At 67.7% G+C, this 16,252-nt stretch carries 12 protein-coding genes; 1 reads left to right on the top strand and 11 read right to left on the bottom strand.

Features of this window, described 5'->3' with window-relative positions; genetic code table 11:
* Positions 1-399: 399 nt before the first annotated feature.
* On the top strand, positions 400-3,183 hold the full coding sequence (locus tag U5775_RS36000) for a LuxR C-terminal-related transcriptional regulator (protein WP_322062902.1): 2,784 nt from the start codon (positions 400-402) through the stop codon (positions 3,181-3,183).
* Between the two features lie 7 nt (positions 3,184-3,190).
* On the opposite strand, the gene U5775_RS36005 is transcribed toward U5775_RS36000, so the two are convergent.
* The 11 genes from U5775_RS36005 to U5775_RS36055 all read right to left on the bottom strand — a co-directional run bounded on the left by U5775_RS36005 (position 3,191) and on the right by U5775_RS36055 (position 16,111).
* The gene (locus tag U5775_RS36005; RefSeq protein ID WP_322062903.1) at positions 3,191-5,401 is read right to left on the bottom strand and encodes a xanthine dehydrogenase family protein molybdopterin-binding subunit; all 2,211 of its coding nucleotides are present in this window, start codon (positions 5,399-5,401) and stop codon (positions 3,191-3,193) included.
* Complete coding sequence (locus tag U5775_RS36010; protein WP_322062904.1) at positions 5,398-5,889, bottom strand: (2Fe-2S)-binding protein; 492 nt, start codon at positions 5,887-5,889, stop codon at positions 5,398-5,400. Before U5775_RS36010 ends, U5775_RS36005 begins: the two co-directional genes overlap by 4 nt.
* A gap of 25 nt (positions 5,890-5,914) precedes the next feature.
* Positions 5,915-7,009 (bottom strand): porin, encoded by a 1,095-nt coding sequence (locus tag U5775_RS36015; RefSeq protein WP_322062905.1) that lies wholly within the window; start codon positions 7,007-7,009, stop codon positions 5,915-5,917.
* Between the two features lie 82 nt (positions 7,010-7,091).
* Positions 7,092-8,426: an allantoin permease gene (locus U5775_RS36020; RefSeq protein ID WP_322062906.1), complete on the bottom strand. Its 1,335-nt coding sequence runs from the start codon at positions 8,424-8,426 to the stop codon at positions 7,092-7,094.
* A gap of 10 nt (positions 8,427-8,436) precedes the next feature.
* Positions 8,437-9,762: a Rieske 2Fe-2S domain-containing protein gene (locus U5775_RS36025; protein ID WP_322062907.1), complete on the bottom strand. Its 1,326-nt coding sequence runs from the start codon at positions 9,760-9,762 to the stop codon at positions 8,437-8,439.
* A 43-nt stretch (positions 9,763-9,805) separates the two neighbouring features.
* The gene (locus U5775_RS36030; RefSeq protein WP_322062908.1) at positions 9,806-10,549 is read right to left on the bottom strand and encodes an SDR family NAD(P)-dependent oxidoreductase; all 744 of its coding nucleotides are present in this window, start codon (positions 10,547-10,549) and stop codon (positions 9,806-9,808) included.
* A 46-nt stretch (positions 10,550-10,595) separates the two neighbouring features.
* Positions 10,596-11,936, bottom strand: a complete 1,341-nt coding sequence (locus tag U5775_RS36035) for an acetylornithine deacetylase (protein WP_322062909.1) — start codon at positions 11,934-11,936, stop codon at positions 10,596-10,598.
* Positions 11,937-11,983: 47 nt separating this feature from the next.
* The gene (locus U5775_RS36040; RefSeq protein WP_322062910.1) at positions 11,984-13,282 is read right to left on the bottom strand and encodes an amidase; all 1,299 of its coding nucleotides are present in this window, start codon (positions 13,280-13,282) and stop codon (positions 11,984-11,986) included.
* Positions 13,283-13,305: 23 nt separating this feature from the next.
* Positions 13,306-14,205, bottom strand: coding sequence for a VOC family protein (locus tag U5775_RS36045; RefSeq protein ID WP_322062911.1), 900 nt, complete (start codon positions 14,203-14,205; stop codon positions 13,306-13,308).
* A gap of 29 nt (positions 14,206-14,234) precedes the next feature.
* The gene (locus U5775_RS36050; protein ID WP_322062912.1) at positions 14,235-15,089 is read right to left on the bottom strand and encodes an alpha/beta hydrolase; all 855 of its coding nucleotides are present in this window, start codon (positions 15,087-15,089) and stop codon (positions 14,235-14,237) included.
* Between the two features lie 56 nt (positions 15,090-15,145).
* Positions 15,146-16,111 carry a PDR/VanB family oxidoreductase gene (locus tag U5775_RS36055; RefSeq protein WP_322062913.1) on the bottom strand — a complete coding sequence of 322 codons (966 nt, stop codon included), beginning with the start codon at positions 16,109-16,111 and terminating at the stop codon, positions 15,146-15,148.
* Between the last annotated feature and the right edge of the window lie 141 nt (positions 16,112-16,252).

Consider the following 16,252-nt stretch of genomic DNA (forward strand, 5'->3'; position numbering starts at 1 on the left):
GGCATAAGCGATGTCCGCGCAATCGGCCCCGCTTTCTCGCGCAATCTGCTCGATCGCCGCGCGCAGCGGATCGAGCGGCGCAACCTCCGCCGCGCGCAATCGCGCCGCCAGCGCCTCAATATGGGCTTGCGTCATATTTGCCTCTCAGGTGTGTAAACAGGTGGCTGAATCAGCAGACGATACCCGCGAAGCCATCTCTCGCACCCTGCCGTTAGCGACTAGTCGGCGCGGCCAGTTACCGGGCGGCGCCTCATGCCCCCTGGCGTTTTCGTCAGGCTCGGCGCCCACCCAGGGGTTATCCCCGTGCGTGCGGCCTTTACAGCGCGATCCCGCTCACTTAACTTGCCCGTACTCCATTCACAGGAGCGCCAGCGGCCACGTCGCCGGCGCCGTATCGGTATGGCCCACGCCCCTTTTTCCCGCTTCGCCGGCATTCCGGTCGTCATCGAGACGAAGCTCGCGCCGCCGTCGCCGAGCACGCCGTGGCTCGAGCGCGCGCGCCTGATCGATCTGCTCGTCGCCGACGACACGCCGCGCGCGACGCTGCTATGCGCACCGGCCGGTTACGGCAAGACGGTTTTGATGAGCCAGGCCTACGCGCAATTGACCGACCGCCACGAGAAAACCGCATGGGCGAGCTTCGACCGGCACGACGCGACGCCGTTTCACTTCCTGCTCTACGTGATGGCCGCCGTGCGCCGCGCGTGTCCCGGCTTCGGCGCGCCGTTCTTTTCGCTGCTGGCGCAGGGCGGCGAGAGCGACGTCAACTTCTTTCTCGACGTCGCGCTCAAGGAGATTGCGACACTCAACGAGCAGGTGTGGATCTTTCTCGACGATCTCGATCAGGCCGCCTCGCCGGCGCTGCCCGATCTGCTGGAGGCGCTGATCCGCTACAGCTCGATGTCGGTGCGCTACGTGCTCTGCGCGCGCGACAGCCGCTATCTGAGCTTCTGGCAGTTGCGCGCGGAGCGGCGTCTCCAGGTCATCGACGCCTCCGCGCTCGCGTTCAGCGAGGGCGAGGCTCACGAATACCTGTCGAAGCACAGCGGCCAGGCCTTGGAGCCGGCCACCATCGATGCCCTCACGCATGCCACCGAGGGCTGGGGCATGGGCCTGCAGCTCGCGCGCCTCGCGATGGCGAAGCCCGGTGCGCAACAGGCCATCGCGGGGGCGCTGTCCGGCCGTCAACGCGACGTGAGCGGCTACCTCCTGCACAACGTGCTCGCGGCGCAGCCGCCCGACGTCTGCGAGTTCCTGCTGAAGACCTCGATCCTCGGGCGCCTGTGCGCCGAAAACTGCAACGCGCTCACGGGCGCCACGCACGGCCAGGCCATGCTCACGCGTCTCGAACAGGCCAACCTGTTCGTGCAGGGGCTCGACGCGCAAGGCACGTGGTATCGGTATCACCATCTGTTCCAGGAATTCCTGCAGCAGCAACTCCAGCTAACACGCGCCGACGAAATCGCCGCGCTGCGCAGCCGCGCGAGCCTCTGGTTCCGCGATCACCAGCTTGCCGAAGAAGCCCTGGAGCTCGCGCGCGCGACCGGCGACACCGCGTTTCTCGCGGCGACGCTCGACGCGATCTGCGGCACGCTCGCCTACACCGGCAATCACAGCGCGTTTCGCAACGCCATCGACGCAATCGAGGAAGCCGTGCTCGTGCGCTACCCGCGCCTCGCGCTCGACCAGGTGTGGATCGAGCTGATGAACTGGAACTTCCTCGCGGCCCGCCATCTGCTCGAACAAGTCGAGGAAAGCTTGCACGGCAATCCCCACGGCGGCGCGGGCGCGTTCGAGGAAACCTTGCTGCACCGGCGCCTGATGCTCGCGTTCCATAGCGGCGAGTTCATGAAGGCGGCGCGCTTGTCGGAGCAGTGGCTCGCCCGCTATCCGCGCGGCGAGCACTACGTGGTGGGCTCGGCGTATGTCGTGTTGCTGATGTCGCGCTCGTATCTGCTCGATACCGCCGGCGTCGCCATTGCGGCGCGCCAGGCCGAGAGCCTTTATCGCCACGCACAGCGGCGCAACGGCATGGTCTGGCACAACTGCATCATCGGCTTGACGCACGAGGCCTGCGGCGCGCTCGGTCCCGCGCTGCAGGCCTATACCGATGCGCTCGCGCTCTCGAAGGGCCTCGTCGGCGCGCCGCCCGGCGTGCTCGCGATGCCCGCCATCTTCACGGCGCAGATCTACTACGAGCAAAACGAGCTCGACCGCGCGCAGTGGCTGATCGATGCCCACCCCGCGTCGGCCAATCCGGGCGGACTGATCGACTACGTGGTGGCCTATGTGCTGACGCGCTCGAAGCTGCACGCGGCGGCCGGGCAAGCCGACGACGCATTGCGCGCGCTCCAGGACGGCATCGATCTCGCGAGGGCCCACCGGTTGCCGCGCATCGCCCAGCTTTTCGAAGGCGAGCGCGTGCGCCAGGAGCTCGCGCTCGGCCGTCTCGCCGACGCGCGCGAGCATGCCGCGCGCGCGGGCGTCGTAGGGATTGCTGCAGGCATGACGAGCGCAGCAGGCACGACCGGCGATGGCCCTGCCGAACCCGCGCCCGGCGTCACGGTCTGGGATACGGCCGATGTCGTAACCTGGGCGCGCATGATGCTCGCGAACGGCCAGCACCGCCAGACGCCGTCGCTGCTCAAACGCTGGATGGACTACTGCGCCGCGCGCAACGTGCACCGCCAGGCGATCGTCTTCGCGCTGCTGCTCGCCCGCGCGAGAGTGCTGGAAGGCGACACGGCCGCCGCGCTTCGCGTGCTGGCCCACGCGGTGAAAAAGGGCGCGGAGCTCGGCATCGTGCGCACCTTCGTCGACGAAGGCACGGTGATACGCGGCCTGCTCATCAAGCTCTACGAGAGCAAAGCCGCCCTCGACGCCACGGAAAAGGTCTACGTGCGCACCCTGCTGCGCGCTTTCGGCAGCCACGATGCGCCGCCAGGCGAACCCGTAGCCAGCGCCTCAACCGGCGGCGCGGCGCATACGCCGCTCAGCGGCCGCGAGCTCGAAATCCTCGCGCTCATCAGCCAGGGCATCAAGAGCAGTTTCGTTGGCTCGCGGCTCGGCATCAGCGAAGGAACGGTGAAGTGGCATCTCCAGCACGTCTTCCAGAAGCTCGGCGTGCGCAACCGCCGCGAGGCGATTGCGCGTGCGCGAGCGCTCGGGATCTTCGAAGCCTGATTCGGCCTCACGCGCTCATGCCGCTTTTGGCGAGCGGCAGGTGACGGATGCGCCGGCCACTGGCCGCGAAGATCGCGTTGCAGAGCGCGGGCGCGATATGCGGCACCGCCGCTTCGCCGACGCCGCCGGGCGGGTCCGTACTATCCGTCACCAGGTACACCTCGATGCGCGGCGACGCCCCCATGCGCAGCAGCGGATAGTCGTCGAAATTCGACTGCACGCTTTGGCCGCGATCGAACGTGATCTCGCCATAGAGCGCCGCGGAAAGGCCGAACACGATCGCCCCTTCGATCTGGTTGCGCACGCCATCGGGATTCACGATCATGCCGCAATCCATCACGCACACGACGCGGTCGACGCGCACGTGATCGCCCTCCACGGTGACCTCGGCGATCTGCGCCACCTTGGTGCCCCAGAAGTCGTGCACGGCGATGCCGCGCCCCGATCCCGCGGGCAAGGGCTGCCCCCAGCCCGCATGATGCGCGGCCAGATCGAGCACGCGCGCGAGCGCTTCGCTGCCGTGCTTGCGCAAGAGCAGCGTGCGCCTGAACGCGAGCGGATCTGCGTGCGCATGATGCGCGAGCTCGTCGACGAACGACTCCACCGCGAAGCAGGTATTCGAGTTGCCGACCGAGCGCATCCATTGAACGGTCGGGCCGGCCTCGGGTGACTGCAGCGTCACGAGCAGATTCGGCACCGCATAGGGCAGGTCTTTCGCGCCGGCCACCGAGGTCGTGTCGATGCCATGCTCGATCAGGAATGCGAACTCCGTGGCGCGCATCGGCGACTCGGCGACGATGCGATGGGTCCAGCCCGTCACCGCTCCGGCATCGTCCAGCGTGGCCTCCAGCAGGTTCATGGCCCCCGGGCGATAGAAGCCGCCGCGTATGTCGTCTTCGCGCGCCCAGACGTTCTTGATCGGCCGCCCGGCGAGGCCAGGCATCTTCGCGCGCAACGCGCCGACGATCTGCGCCGTTTCGAGCACGACGTCCTCGTTCGGGCTGCCGCGCCTGCCGAACCCGCCGCCCATGTGCAGCGTCGTCACTCGCACGGACTCGGGCGCGAGGCCCAGCGTGCGCGCGACCACGGCGCGGTCGAGGCTCGGGTATTGCGTCCCCACCCAGACGTCGCATCCTTGCGGCGTCGCGCGGATCGTGCAGTTGAGCGGCTCCATGGGCGCATGCGCGAGAAACGGCACCGAGTAGGCGGCGCTAACCGTGGCCCGCGCGTGCCGCCGCGCCGACGCCGGATCGCCCACCTTCGCGGCAATCTTCCCATCGTGCTGCGCAAGCGCCGTGAAATGCCGCTCCAGCTCCGCGCTCGTGAAAGCCGCGTTCGGCCCCAGATCCCATTCGACGGCCAGCAACGCCCGCGCGCTGTGCGCCGCCCAATAGTGATCGGCGACCACGGCCACGCCTTGCGGCAACTCGACGATCGCGCGCACACCGGGCACGGCGGCGGCCTCCTGCGTGCGATACGCGCGCAGCTTCGCGCCGGTGACCGGTGCGCGCGCAACCATCGCGGTGAGCAGGCCCGGCAAGTCGAAATCGAGCCCATAAACAAGCTGCCCCGTGACGATCTCGCGGCTTTCGAGGCGCGGCAAGGGACGCCCGATCAGCTTGAACTGCTTCGGGTCCTTGAGCTGCACGGCCTTCTTCGCGGGCGGGCGCAACGCGGCCGCCGCGGCCACCAGTGTGCCGTAGCGCGCCTCCAGACCGGACGGCCCGCGCACGCTGCCCTCGCCTGTCGTGCATTGCCGCGGCGAGACCTTCCATTGGTTAGCGGCGGCCTGCACGAGCATCGAGCGCGCGGCGGCGGCCGCTTGCCGTGTCGTGTCGTAGAAGACCGCGACGCTCGTGCTCGCCGCCATCGCCTGAATCCCATGAAAGAAAGGATTGCCAAATACTGGATCGACGGGTGCGGCCTCCACGCGAATGCTGTCCCACGGCGCGTCGAGCTCGTCGGCCAGCACCGCCGCGAGCGCCGTGAAGATCCCCTGCCCCATCTCCGCGGCGCCGACGATGGCCGTCACCCGGCCGTCCTCCGCGATGCGCAGAAACGCGTTCGGCTGGAACACCGTGCCGCGCAAGGCGGCCTCGCGCACGGCGCCCCGCGCCGGCAGCCGGAAGCCGATGCACAGCGCGGCGCCGCCGAGCACGCCCGCCTTGAGCAGCGCGCGCCGTTTGAGCGAGAGTTTGGGAGAAGCGGACGTGCTCATCGCGCGGCTCCCTTGGCGTTGTGGGCGAGTCCCGCCGCGGCCTCGTGGATCGCCGCGCGGATACGAGTGTAGGTGCCGCAACGGCAAAGATTGCCGCTCATGGCCGCGTCGATATCGGCGTCGCTCGGATGCGCATTTCCCGCGAGCAGCGCCGCCGCCGACATCAATTGCCCCGGCTGGCAATAGCCGCATTGCGGCGCCTGGTGCTCGACCCACGCCTGCTGCAACGCGCGCAATTGCTCGGACTCGAGTCCTTCGATCGTCTGCACGCGCTTGCCGACCACCGCCGCGATCGGCAACACGCACGAGCGCACGGCGGCGCCCTCCAGATGGACCGTGCACGCGCCGCATTGCGCCTTGCCGCAGCCGAACTTCGCGCCGCGCAGCCGGAGCAGTTCGCGCAGCACCCAGAGCAAGGGCATCTCGGGTGCCGCGCTCACCCGGAAATCGCGGCCGTTGACGTTGATTGACCACATCGGTGTTTCCATCGCGCCTCCTGTCCTGTTCGGAACTTCAGAAGAAATGCTGGATGCCGACGGCCGCGCCGAATTGCGACCCGCCCGAGGCGGGGCCCGCTCCGACCATCGACGCCACGGCGTTCGCACCCGTCGCCTTTTGGTACATCAATTGCTGGTAGAGGCTCGTGCGCTTCGAGAGCTGCCACGCATTGGAAAGCGCCACCGTCACCCAATGGCCGCCGGCAAAGTTCTCCACCGTCGCGCCCGCACCGAGCGTGTCGGTCTGGAACGCGTAGGTCACGCCGGTGTCGACGGTGTTGGCGACGCTGCTTCCTTCCCCTGCGCCGATCGGCGCCGCGATGCGCGTCTGCGTGAACAGCACATGAAGCAGCGCGCTGCCCAGCGCATAGCTGCCACCCACGCCCCAGTTCTCGACGTTTCTCGCGACGATCTGCGCACCCGGCAGCGGCGCACCGAACAAGGACTTCAAGCCGATGAAGCTGGCCATTTCGAGGTAGCGGTCGTTCTCGTTCGCATAGGCCGCGCCGAAGCTGAACGATCCGATCTGGTACTTGAGCGTGAACCCGTAGTTGCGGCCCGCCGCGAACGCGCCGGGATGATTGCCGAAGCCGAACTGGGCGCCGACCGACAGCCCGCGATACGACGCGCTCAGATACTTGACCGAGTTGTCGAACTCGAACGTATTGGCGAGCTCGTCCAGGTTGCCTTGATGAAACGCCGAGAAGCCGCCGCCCAGATACGCGGTGCTGTACGGACTCAAGGTGTCGTACATAAAGCTGGGCTGGTGGCCGAACGTGAGGTTGCCGAGCGCATCGGACTTCAGGCCTACCGACGATTCGCGCTGGAAGATCTGGCCGGGCACGACGAGCTTGCCGCTATTGAGCGAGTAGCCCGCTTCGAGCCGGAACACGGCGCGCAGGCCGCCGCCGAGATCCTCCGCGCCAGTCAGGCCGAACAGGTCCGGCACGAGATTGCCATCCTGGTTCAGGTAAAGCGGCCTGCCGTTGACGTTGCTGAAATACGCGACCGCGCTGTCCACGTTGCCGTATAGCGTCACCGTGCTTTGCGCGTGCGCCTGGGTCGCCGCGAAGCACGCGGTGGCCGCGAGCGCCAAAAGTCTCCTCTCCATTTAATCTTGACTCCTGATCAATATTGTTATGTCGAAGGCGTTCGTGTGCCTTTTATGTCTTTGTCCCGCTCAGTGGTCCCGTCTAGATTTCAGCACCCGTTCCCGCCGCGCGCCGTTGCCGCCAGGCGAGCGCGAGCCGATGCACCACGACTGCCGTGACGAAGGTGGCCGGCGCCGAGACGCTCGCATACTCGCTATTCATGAGCACGAGCCCGACCACCGAGCCCGCGATTCCGCCCGCCGCCGCTGGCCGGTTCAGCGCCACCACGCCGGATGCCGGTTCGGCCTGCACGTCGCCCAGCAGGATATGGCTCAGCACCACGCCCACCCACGCCACGATAAACACGCCCTGGTAAGCGAGCGCCAGCAGCAGATGCGCGAACAGATTCGAGAGCATCAGCGCATAGACCACCACGCCAATCAGGATCACCCAGACGAGACGCGGCAGATTGAGCCGGAACGCCTGCGAGAAAAACGCATGGGTGTTCAGCGTCGCCAGCAGATAGCTCGCCGTGTTGATGCGCGTTTGCGTGACCCAGAGGAACGCGAATCCCCAGACGCCCATCAGCGTGAGCAGCGCGAATACGACCGAAATTTCCGAGAGCGGCCCGCCCGAGGGAATCGTCGCGACGAGATAGATGCCGGCCGTGCCGTTCACGAGAAACGTCATGGTCCAGAACGGCGCGCCGAAGTTGATCAGGCTGTGATACGCGACGTCCTGCTCGCGGCCGAAGCGCGCGAAGTCGAACGCGGCCATCATCATCGCCCAGCAGCCCATGTAGTACACGAAGCAGTGCCACCAGCCGTTCGCGGGCGCCCCCGTGGCCGGCCCGAAGTCGAGCCAGTTCGCGTGATACCCGTAGCGCCAGGTCGCCATCGCAATCGCGCCGATGAGGCCCGCCACGTAGAACGGCAGCAGCACGCCGTTGAGCTTGTCGAGCCAGTTCTGCACACTGCCGAACACGAGCGGCACGCTGTAGCCCACCACGATCAACGCCGCGAGCGCGTAAGGTACGGCGGGCCATAGATGCGAGATCGCGACGGCCACCACCGAGCTCTCGAACACGGCGTAGTAGATGTTCGTCGCCGCGAAGATCAGCGTGGCCACCACCGCGCCCGTGCGTCCGAACACGGCTTGCGACGTGAGCGCCATCGAGAAGCCCGTGCGGATGGCGTAGCGCGCGATCACGCGGTTCACGAGCGAGTAGGCCACGATCGAGAGCAGCATGCCGATCAGCGCGTTGCGCGTGCCGTAGTTCAACGCCAGCGTGGCGCCCACGATCAGCAGGAACATCATGCTGCACATCGACCACCATGCCATCGTCAGTGCGAACCGCGGCATACGGGCATTCGCCGGCACGGCGACCGTGGAAAGGTCGGTCGCCTCGCCGGCGAGGCCGGATTGCATTTCCGTCATCGCCGTCTCCTTACGCTTGATTGAGGTTGGACGCCGCCGCGCAGGGAGCCTGCTTGCGGAACCGGCCTTGTACGTGCTTCTCCTGCTGGACCGGGCCGCGCGCGTGCTCGCTCGCGAAGCGCCGCCACATCAGCAGCTCCAGGTCGCAGCCCATCAACACCTCGCGGTCCCAGCCCGACTCCGCGTCGTAGAACTTCGCGATCGCCTCGCGCGCCTCGATGTCCTCCTTCGTGAAGCCATCGACGTTGGGCACCTTCCAGAGCGGCACGCCAAGCTCGCCCGACTCCCATGCCTTGCGCTCCGCCTCCGAACCGACCTTGCGGCAGCCGTACTGCACGTAGTAGTGCGAATTAGCATCGCGCGGCACGAAGAACTCGCCCGTGCTCACGCCGGGGCTCGGCCACGGCGAAATGCGCGTGCCGCACGGCAGCCACAGTGCCACGTCGATCTCGAAGTCGTGCTCCTGGAGTTCGCGCAGGCGCTCCTCCGAAAGCCCGCGCGCCATCGGCACGGTGTAATGGGTGTCGGGGGTCTCGCCGCGCCCCGGAATCGTGGTGTCGAAGCGCATCGCGGTATCGGACGCGCAGCGCGTGAAGCCCTTCGGGCCGTCCTGCGGCGCCGCGTACTGAATCACGTCCGCGAGCCGGTCAAGGTCCGGCACCCAGCCGAGCGACATCGGCAAGCGGTTGTCCACGGCGAAGGTCGACCAGTTGTGAATGAAGTGATGCGCGGGATCGAACGAGCCTTCGCAGCCGATGCGCCAGTTGCTATGCACGATATCGATCTCGGCCACGTACACGGCGTTGTCTTCGTCGAGGAAGCCGGGCGGCACGTCCTGCGCGAGCGGCGGTGGCGCGATGTCGCCGATGAATACGAAGATCAGCCCCTTCACTTCCTCCACGGGGTAGACCTTGATTCCGGGGCGGCCGACCAGCTTCGAATCGGGCATGTTGAGAATCGTGCGGATCGAGCCGTCTTCGAGGCTATAGGTGAACGTGTGCACCCAGCAGGTCACGGTGTCGTCGGAGAGGCAGAGCGGCTTTTCGGAGAGGCGCGCGCCGCGATGGCAGCAGCGGTTCTCGATAGCGTGCACGCGGCCGTTGCGCCGCATGAGCAGGATCTCCTCGCCCAGCGGCGTGACGACGCGCGAGGCGCCTTCGCCGAGGTTGCGCGTGAGCTCGACCGGATACCAGTAGTCGCGCAGGCCGAGCGTGGCATCGAGCCACTTTTGCCATGGCCGTTCGCCGGCCGGACGCGTGCCCGCATCGGCGGGCTGCACGTCGGGGATATAGCGGCAGGTTTGTTCGATCAGCGTTGCAGTAATGGGATTGCCCATGGATGTTTTCCTCGCAGGCGTCGCGTGTGGGGTCATACGGAATTCATACGGCCATGCCGCCGTCGACCGACAAGGTCGTGCCGGTCACGTAGGCCGCTTGCGGCGAAAGCAGCCAGAGCACCGCATCGGCCACCTCGTGCGGTTGCCCGATGCGTCCCATCGGAATGACGGCGTCGAGCAGATGCACGTCGCCGCCCGCCGAGCGCAGATAGTTCGGCGTTTCGGTCGCGCCGGGGCACACGGCGTTGACGCGGATGTTGCGCGTCGCGCATTCCTTCGCCACCGCGCGCGTGAGGCCGACCACCGCGTGCTTGGCCGCAACGTAGTGAGCGATGCCGTTCATCCCGCGCAGCCCGAAAATCGACGCGTTATTGACGATCGCGCCGCCGCCGTTGCGCAGCATCGCCTCGACCTGATACTTGACGCCGTAATAGACGCCCTTGAAGTTCAGGTCGATCACCCATTCGGACTCCTCCACAGAGGTCGCCTCGATGGGCTTGAAGTCCGCGTGGCCGCCCGCGTTGTTGAACGCGAAATCGAGCTTGCCGAAGCGCTCGACCACGAAGGCGACGAGCGCTTCGTTGTCTTCGCGGCGCGAGGCGTCCATGGTCTTGATCTCGGCGCGGCCGCCCGCGCTGACGATCTCTTCGCGCACGGCCAGCAGTTTGTCGGCGCCGCGTCCCGCGAGCACCACGGTCGCGCCTTCGCGCGCGAGTGCGAGCGCGCTCGCGCGCCCCATGCCCGAGCCCGCGCCCGTGACCAGCCCTGTCTTGTCCTTCATCAGCATGCCCTGCTCCTCCTTGAAAAATTGTTCGGTCCGCGCCCGGCTCGCCTCACGCGAGCCCGGTCTGCGCACGCGTGCGCGTGCAGGTATCGATCACCACGTACAGCACGGTCTTGATCGCGTTGAGCAGATCGGGCACGTGCATCACGCCCATTCCGCCGAGTCCTTCGCTGCAGTCCGGCTGCGCGGGCGCATTGCCGGGCCACGGATAGCCGACCCGCACGAGCGGCAAGCCGAGCTTGGCCATCACGGCGGCATCGGTTTGTCCGCTCATGCGCGGCGCGCCGGGGTAGCGCACGCCGCCATGCGTGTGCTCCCATGCGCGCGTGGCCGAGCGCACGATCCAGTTGTCCGGGTCGACGCGTGAAGCCGGCACCGAGGCCACCATCTCCCACGCGATCCGCGCCTCGGACACGCCGCGCGCGATCTCGCGCATCTGCGCCGAGAATTCGGCGAGCACGTCCGCAGGTGTTTGCGCCGGCGTGGTGCGCAAGTCCAGATAGATCTCCGTGATCGCGCTCGGGAAGGCCACGCGATCGGGCCAGCCGCCGCGCACGGCCGAGATCCAGCCCTGCGGCTCGACCTGACCCGCCGCATGCACGCGCGTGTACTGCGGCAGCCACGCTTCGAGTTGCTCGATCACGCATGCGGCCGGCACGATCGAGCTGCGAAAGCCCGGCGTGCCGCGCGGCACCCCCGCGTAGCCCATGGTCCCTTCCACGCTCACCTTGAACCAGCACAGGCCCGGGTGCTCGTAATAGATCTCGTCCCACGGCTTGAGGACCACCCCGAAATCGGCGCTCACACCATGCGTGAGCAGGTGCATGACGCCGCTGCTCAAGCCCGCGTGCGCGCGCGGCGCGACGCGCACCGGCATGCCGCCGCCCGCGAACGCGAGCACGAGATCGCCGCGCAATTCGGGCGCGGCTTCGGCAAGCGCGTGAACCGCCTCGATCAACGCAGCGGCCATGCCCTTCGGGTTCGACGCGCCGAGCCCGACCACGGTGTCGCCTCGCACGCTGGCCTGCGGCTTCATATCGGCGCTGAGCGCGCGTCCGGCCCAGGGGAGGTCCTCGCGTTCATCGGCTTCGAGATGCGTGTCGATGGGGGCGTAGAGCATCACGCTCGGGCCGTCGCCGCGGCCAGCGAGGCGCCCATGGACGTTCGCCGAATCCGCCGTGACCGGCTGCACCGCTGCGGCCAGTCCCATCGCATCGAGCCGCGCGGCGATGAAGTCGCAGATCGGCCGCTCCGCGCCCGTTGGGCTGTGAATGCCGACGAGATCGGCCAGCAGCTCGCGCAGGCGCGCCGGCTTCACCTGTGCACATGCACGCTCGAAGAGCGCCTGCCTCGCTGTGTCGAACTCAGGCGTTGTCGTGGTGTTCGCCATCGAATGTCGTGCTTCCGGATGAGTGATTCTTTGGGTTGTTGCCGGGATCAACCGATTGAAACCGCGGTATGCCCGGCCATCCACGCGGCGCAGGCCAGCAGCGCTTCGTCGCCGCCCACCGGCCCGACGACCTGCACGCCGAGCGGCAACTGCGCGGCGCCGCGATCGACGGGGAACGTCACGCATGGCACGCCGAGCAGCGTCCAGACGCGGTTGAACACGGGATTGCCCGTGAACACCGGATCGCTGGGCGCCTCGCCCGGCGCGGCGGGCGTCAGCAGCACGTCCACATCGCGCATCACCATGCGGAAGTACTCGCGGCACGCGTGGACCTGGCGCCACGCCTCCTGCTCGTCGAGCTCGGCATAGCTGAGGCCATCGGCGAGCAACTGGCGAAACGCGGCGCTCAGGCGCGCGCCGTGCGCGTGCCGCTCGTAGGTGTAGGCGCGCGCGGCCTCGCGGCACATCACGATCTGATGCGCGCCGTGCAACTGGTCGAACTGACTCGGCAGCACTACTTCGGATAACTGAGCACCGTGCGCGGCGAGCTTCGCCGCGGTGCGCTCGAACGCGTCGCGCATGGGGACTTCGGCGCTGAGCCAGCGGTCCGTGCGGCATACGCCCACGCGCAACGCGCGCGCGGGCCGCGGCACGTCCGCGGCGAGCCCGAAGGCCTGCCCGATCAGGTCGAAGTCGGCAAACGAGCGCGCGAGAAAGCCCAGCGTGTCGAGCGACGGCGCGAGCGGCTTGATGCCCGCCACGTCGAAGCGGCCGAAAGTCGGCTTGTAGCCGAGCACGCCGTTGAAGCTCGCGGGCCGGATCGTCGACCCCGAGGTCTGCGTGCCGAGCGCGATGCCGGCCTGGAAGTCGGCGACGGCGGCGGCCGACCCGCTCGACGAGCCGCCTGGCGTATGGCGCGGATCGTGCGGGTGGCGGGTCTTGCCCGCGTGATAGGCGGCGAACTCCGTGGTCACGGTCTTGCCGAGCACGATCGCGCCGGCCTCGCGCAGGCGCCGCACGCAAGCGGCGTCCTCCTGCGGCTGATGCGCCGCGTAAATCGGCGAGCCGTAGCGCGTGGGCATGCCGGCGGTGTCGATCATGTCCTTGATGCCGACCACCACGCCATGGAGCACGCCGTGCTGCGGCCCCGCGTCGAGGCGCCGGGCCGCCGCGCGCGCGCCGGCGAGATCGAGATGCTCCCAGGCGCGCACCGCATCGTCGCGCGCCTCGATGCGCTCGATGCACGCTTCGAGCAGATCGGTCGCGCTCAGGCGCCCGGCGCGGATCTGCGCCGCCGCCGCGGCGGCGCTCAGGCGCGCCGCGCTTTCGGTGTCGAGTGTCTTCATGTTGGTCCCTGGTCCCGTTCGGGTCAGCGCAGCGGCGCGGCCGGCTGCTGAAGGTGATGTCCCCACAGACGCGGGCTGTCGTAGAAGACCACCTGCCAGTCCGCATCGATCTCGCGGCCGCCGTAGCCGTACTCGACGGCCCAGCCGCCCGGCGTGTGCATGTAGAACGACGTCATCTGATCGTTCGAGTGCTTGCCGAGCGTGAGCACGAGCGGCACGCCCAGCTCGCGCACGCGGTCGTAGGCGCGGCCCACGTCGTCCATTGCGTTCGCCTGCACCATCACGTGATTCATCTGCCCCGGCGCGCTGCCATACACGGGATTCATCACCGCGAGACTGTGATGCCGGCTGTTGCAATGGAGAAACGTCACGCGCGCGATATCCCAATGCACGTAGTCGCTGGGCTCGAAGCCCAGTACCTGGCGATAGAAATGCACCGCGGCCTCGGGGTCGGCGCTCGCGAGCACGAGATGGCCCAGGCCTTCGCTGCCGGTTCTGAAGCCCGAAAGCGCCGTGGCCGAAGCGAACGGCATGGGGTCTTCGATGCCGCCGAAAAAGAGCTCGATCGCGACGCCGTCGGGACCCGCACAGCGGTACATCTCGTACACGGCGCGCTGCTCGCACAGCGCGTCGTCCGCGCGTGAGAACGCCACGCCCTGGGCTTCGGCGCGTGCGACCAGCGCATGCAGCGCGTCCAGCGAGTCCAGTTCCCAGCCGATATATGCGAGCGCATCCTGCGCCGCCGGCGTGAACGTGAAGCGCTGGCGCCGCGCGTCCATGCGCCACGAGACCGCGCCATCCACGTCTCCCGTGGACGATGGCCTGCGCTGCAGGCCCAGCACGTCGCCGAAAATGGTCTCCACCGCGCCCATGTCACGCACCGCGTAACCGAGATAGCCGAGCCTGCTTACCCCTGCACTCATGCGAAAATCCTCCTGAAGACGCGTGAAATTCAGGATTCCAGAAGGAATTCGGTGACGACGCGGTCGTGCTCCTCGGGCCGCTCCCACTGGGGCCAATGCGCGGCGTCGGCCACGATGTGCACGCGCGAATCGGGGATCGCGCGCGCCATTGCCTCGGCCGTGTCGGGGCCGGCCACAGGATTCTTCTCGGTCCACAAGAGCAGCGTGGGCACCTCGATCCTCGCGAGGTCCGGTGCGCGGAACAGATAGTTCTTGCACTCGGGCGCGAACAGATGCTCGTAGTACGCGATCAACGCATCGCGCGTCTGCGGACGCGACCAGAGCGCGAGACGCACGTCGACGATCTCGTCGGTCGTGCCGCCGAGCGGCATCAGCCAGTGCATGCGCCGCTCGATCGTTTCGCGCGACGGATTGCGCAGCGCGTTGATCGACGCCTCGCGCAGGCTGGCCATCTCGCCGTTGCGCTCGGTGCCCATGTCCATGCCCCACGCAGTATTGAGAATGATCTTCTCGACGCGCTGGGCAAAGCGCAGCGCCACGTCCATGGCGACCCAGCCGCCCAGCGATTCGCCTTCGAAGCTCGCCCGCTCGATGCCGAGCGCGGTGAGCAGCGAGAGGATCTGGTCGGTGAACTGCCGGCACCAGTTGCCATCGACGAACGCCGGACACGAAGACTGACCGTGCCAGATGAAGTCGGGGCAAATCACGCGAAAGTGTTTCGACAGCCGCTCGACGTTGCGCGAGAACGCCTCGGCGTGGCCGCCGCCGCCGTGCATCATGACCAGCGCGGGGCCCTCGCCCGCCTCGATGATCCGGGTGCGGTACGGGCCGTGTTCAACGTGGCGGATCTGTGCGTTGATCAGGTCGCTGTGAATCGTCGTCATTAAATCGTTCTCCTGAATAGACGGATGATGAAATCGGGGAAGCTATCGGGCCGCGCTCAAAGGTCGAGCGTCAGCGTTTCCGAGCGGGCGCGCGAGCAGCAGAGCACCAGTTGCCGGCCCTCGCGGCGTTCGGCGTCGGTGAGCCAGGTGTCGCGGTGATCGGCCTCGCCATCGAGCAAGCCGACGACGCAGGTGCCGCAGACGCCCTGCTCGCACGAAGCCGGCACGGCAACGCCATGAGCGTGGAGCGTGTGCAGGAGCGAACGATGGGCGGGCACCTCGAATGCCTGGCCGCTGCGCGCGAGCACGACGCGGAAGGCGCGCTCGCCCGAGCCCGTTGCCGCCGGCGGCGAAAACCGCTCGAAGTGCAGCGCTTCTTGCGACCACGTGTTACGCGCGGCACCGAGCACGTGATCCATGAAGCCACCGGGACCGCAGACATAGAGGTGCGCATCGTCGCCACGCGCCGCCGCGGCCAGATGGGCGGCATCGAATGACGCGGACGCGGGCGCGGCCTCGTCGTCGAAATGAAACCGGACCGAACCCGCGAACGGCGCGCTCGCCAGCTCCGCAACGAAGGCCGCACGCGCACGGCTGCGCGCGCAGTAATGAAGCTCGAACGAGCGGCCGCTTTCATGGAGCGTCTGCGCCATCGCCACGAGCGGCGTAATGCCGATGCCACCGGCCAGCAATACCGAATGAGCCGCCGATTCGTCGAGCTCGAACGCATTGCGCGGCGCGCTCACGGTAAGCTCGTCGCCTTCGTGCAGCGTCTCGTGCAGGAGCCGCGAACCACCGCGCCCGTCGGGCTGCTTGAGCACGGCGATGCAATAGCGGTGACGCTCCGCGGGCGAATTGAACAGCGAATACTGACGCGTCACGCCGGGCGCGATCTGCACGTCGATGTGCGCACCCGCCGCGAAAGAAGGCAGATTGTCTCCATGCGGATCGGACAGCTCCAGCGAGACGATGCCCTCCGCCTCCTGCCGACGCCGCGTGACGCAAACCGAAAATGAGTCCATGTTTCCACCGTACTGACAATCTCTCGTTCTCGTGACACTCCGGCCTGTGCTGCTGGCCGGGTGGTGTGCAATGAGTATCGTTCGGGATTGGTGCGGTGGGACCTATCTTTTCCGGCTAGTGGGCGCGGTGGCGCGGCCTGC

It is taken from the genome of Paraburkholderia sp. J63, from assembly GCF_905220245.1.
In the GTDB taxonomy this organism is placed as follows: Bacteria; Pseudomonadota; Gammaproteobacteria; order Burkholderiales; family Burkholderiaceae; genus Paraburkholderia.

Coding starts and splice junctions, on each gene's coding strand:
- U5775_RS36045 (WP_322062911.1), bottom strand. CDS start 14,205: ATGAGTGCAGGGGTAAGCAGGCTCGGCTATCTCGGTTACGCGGTGCGT.
- U5775_RS36010 (WP_322062904.1), bottom strand. CDS start 5,889: ATGGAAACACCGATGTGGTCAATCAACGTCAACGGCCGCGATTTCCGG.
- U5775_RS36050 (WP_322062912.1), bottom strand. CDS start 15,089: ATGACGACGATTCACAGCGACCTGATCAACGCACAGATCCGCCACGTT.
- U5775_RS36025 (WP_322062907.1), bottom strand. CDS start 9,762: ATGGGCAATCCCATTACTGCAACGCTGATCGAACAAACCTGCCGCTAT.
- U5775_RS36040 (WP_322062910.1), bottom strand. CDS start 13,282: ATGAAGACACTCGACACCGAAAGCGCGGCGCGCCTGAGCGCCGCCGCG.
- U5775_RS36055 (WP_322062913.1), bottom strand. CDS start 16,111: ATGGACTCATTTTCGGTTTGCGTCACGCGGCGTCGGCAGGAGGCGGAG.
- U5775_RS36015 (WP_322062905.1), bottom strand. CDS start 7,009: ATGGAGAGGAGACTTTTGGCGCTCGCGGCCACCGCGTGCTTCGCGGCG.
- U5775_RS36000 (WP_322062902.1), top strand. CDS start 400: ATGGCCCACGCCCCTTTTTCCCGCTTCGCCGGCATTCCGGTCGTCATC.
- U5775_RS36020 (WP_322062906.1), bottom strand. CDS start 8,426: ATGACGGAAATGCAATCCGGCCTCGCCGGCGAGGCGACCGACCTTTCC.
- U5775_RS36030 (WP_322062908.1), bottom strand. CDS start 10,549: ATGCTGATGAAGGACAAGACAGGGCTGGTCACGGGCGCGGGCTCGGGC.
- U5775_RS36005 (WP_322062903.1), bottom strand. CDS start 5,401: ATGAGCACGTCCGCTTCTCCCAAACTCTCGCTCAAACGGCGCGCGCTG.
- U5775_RS36035 (WP_322062909.1), bottom strand. CDS start 11,936: ATGGCGAACACCACGACAACGCCTGAGTTCGACACAGCGAGGCAGGCG.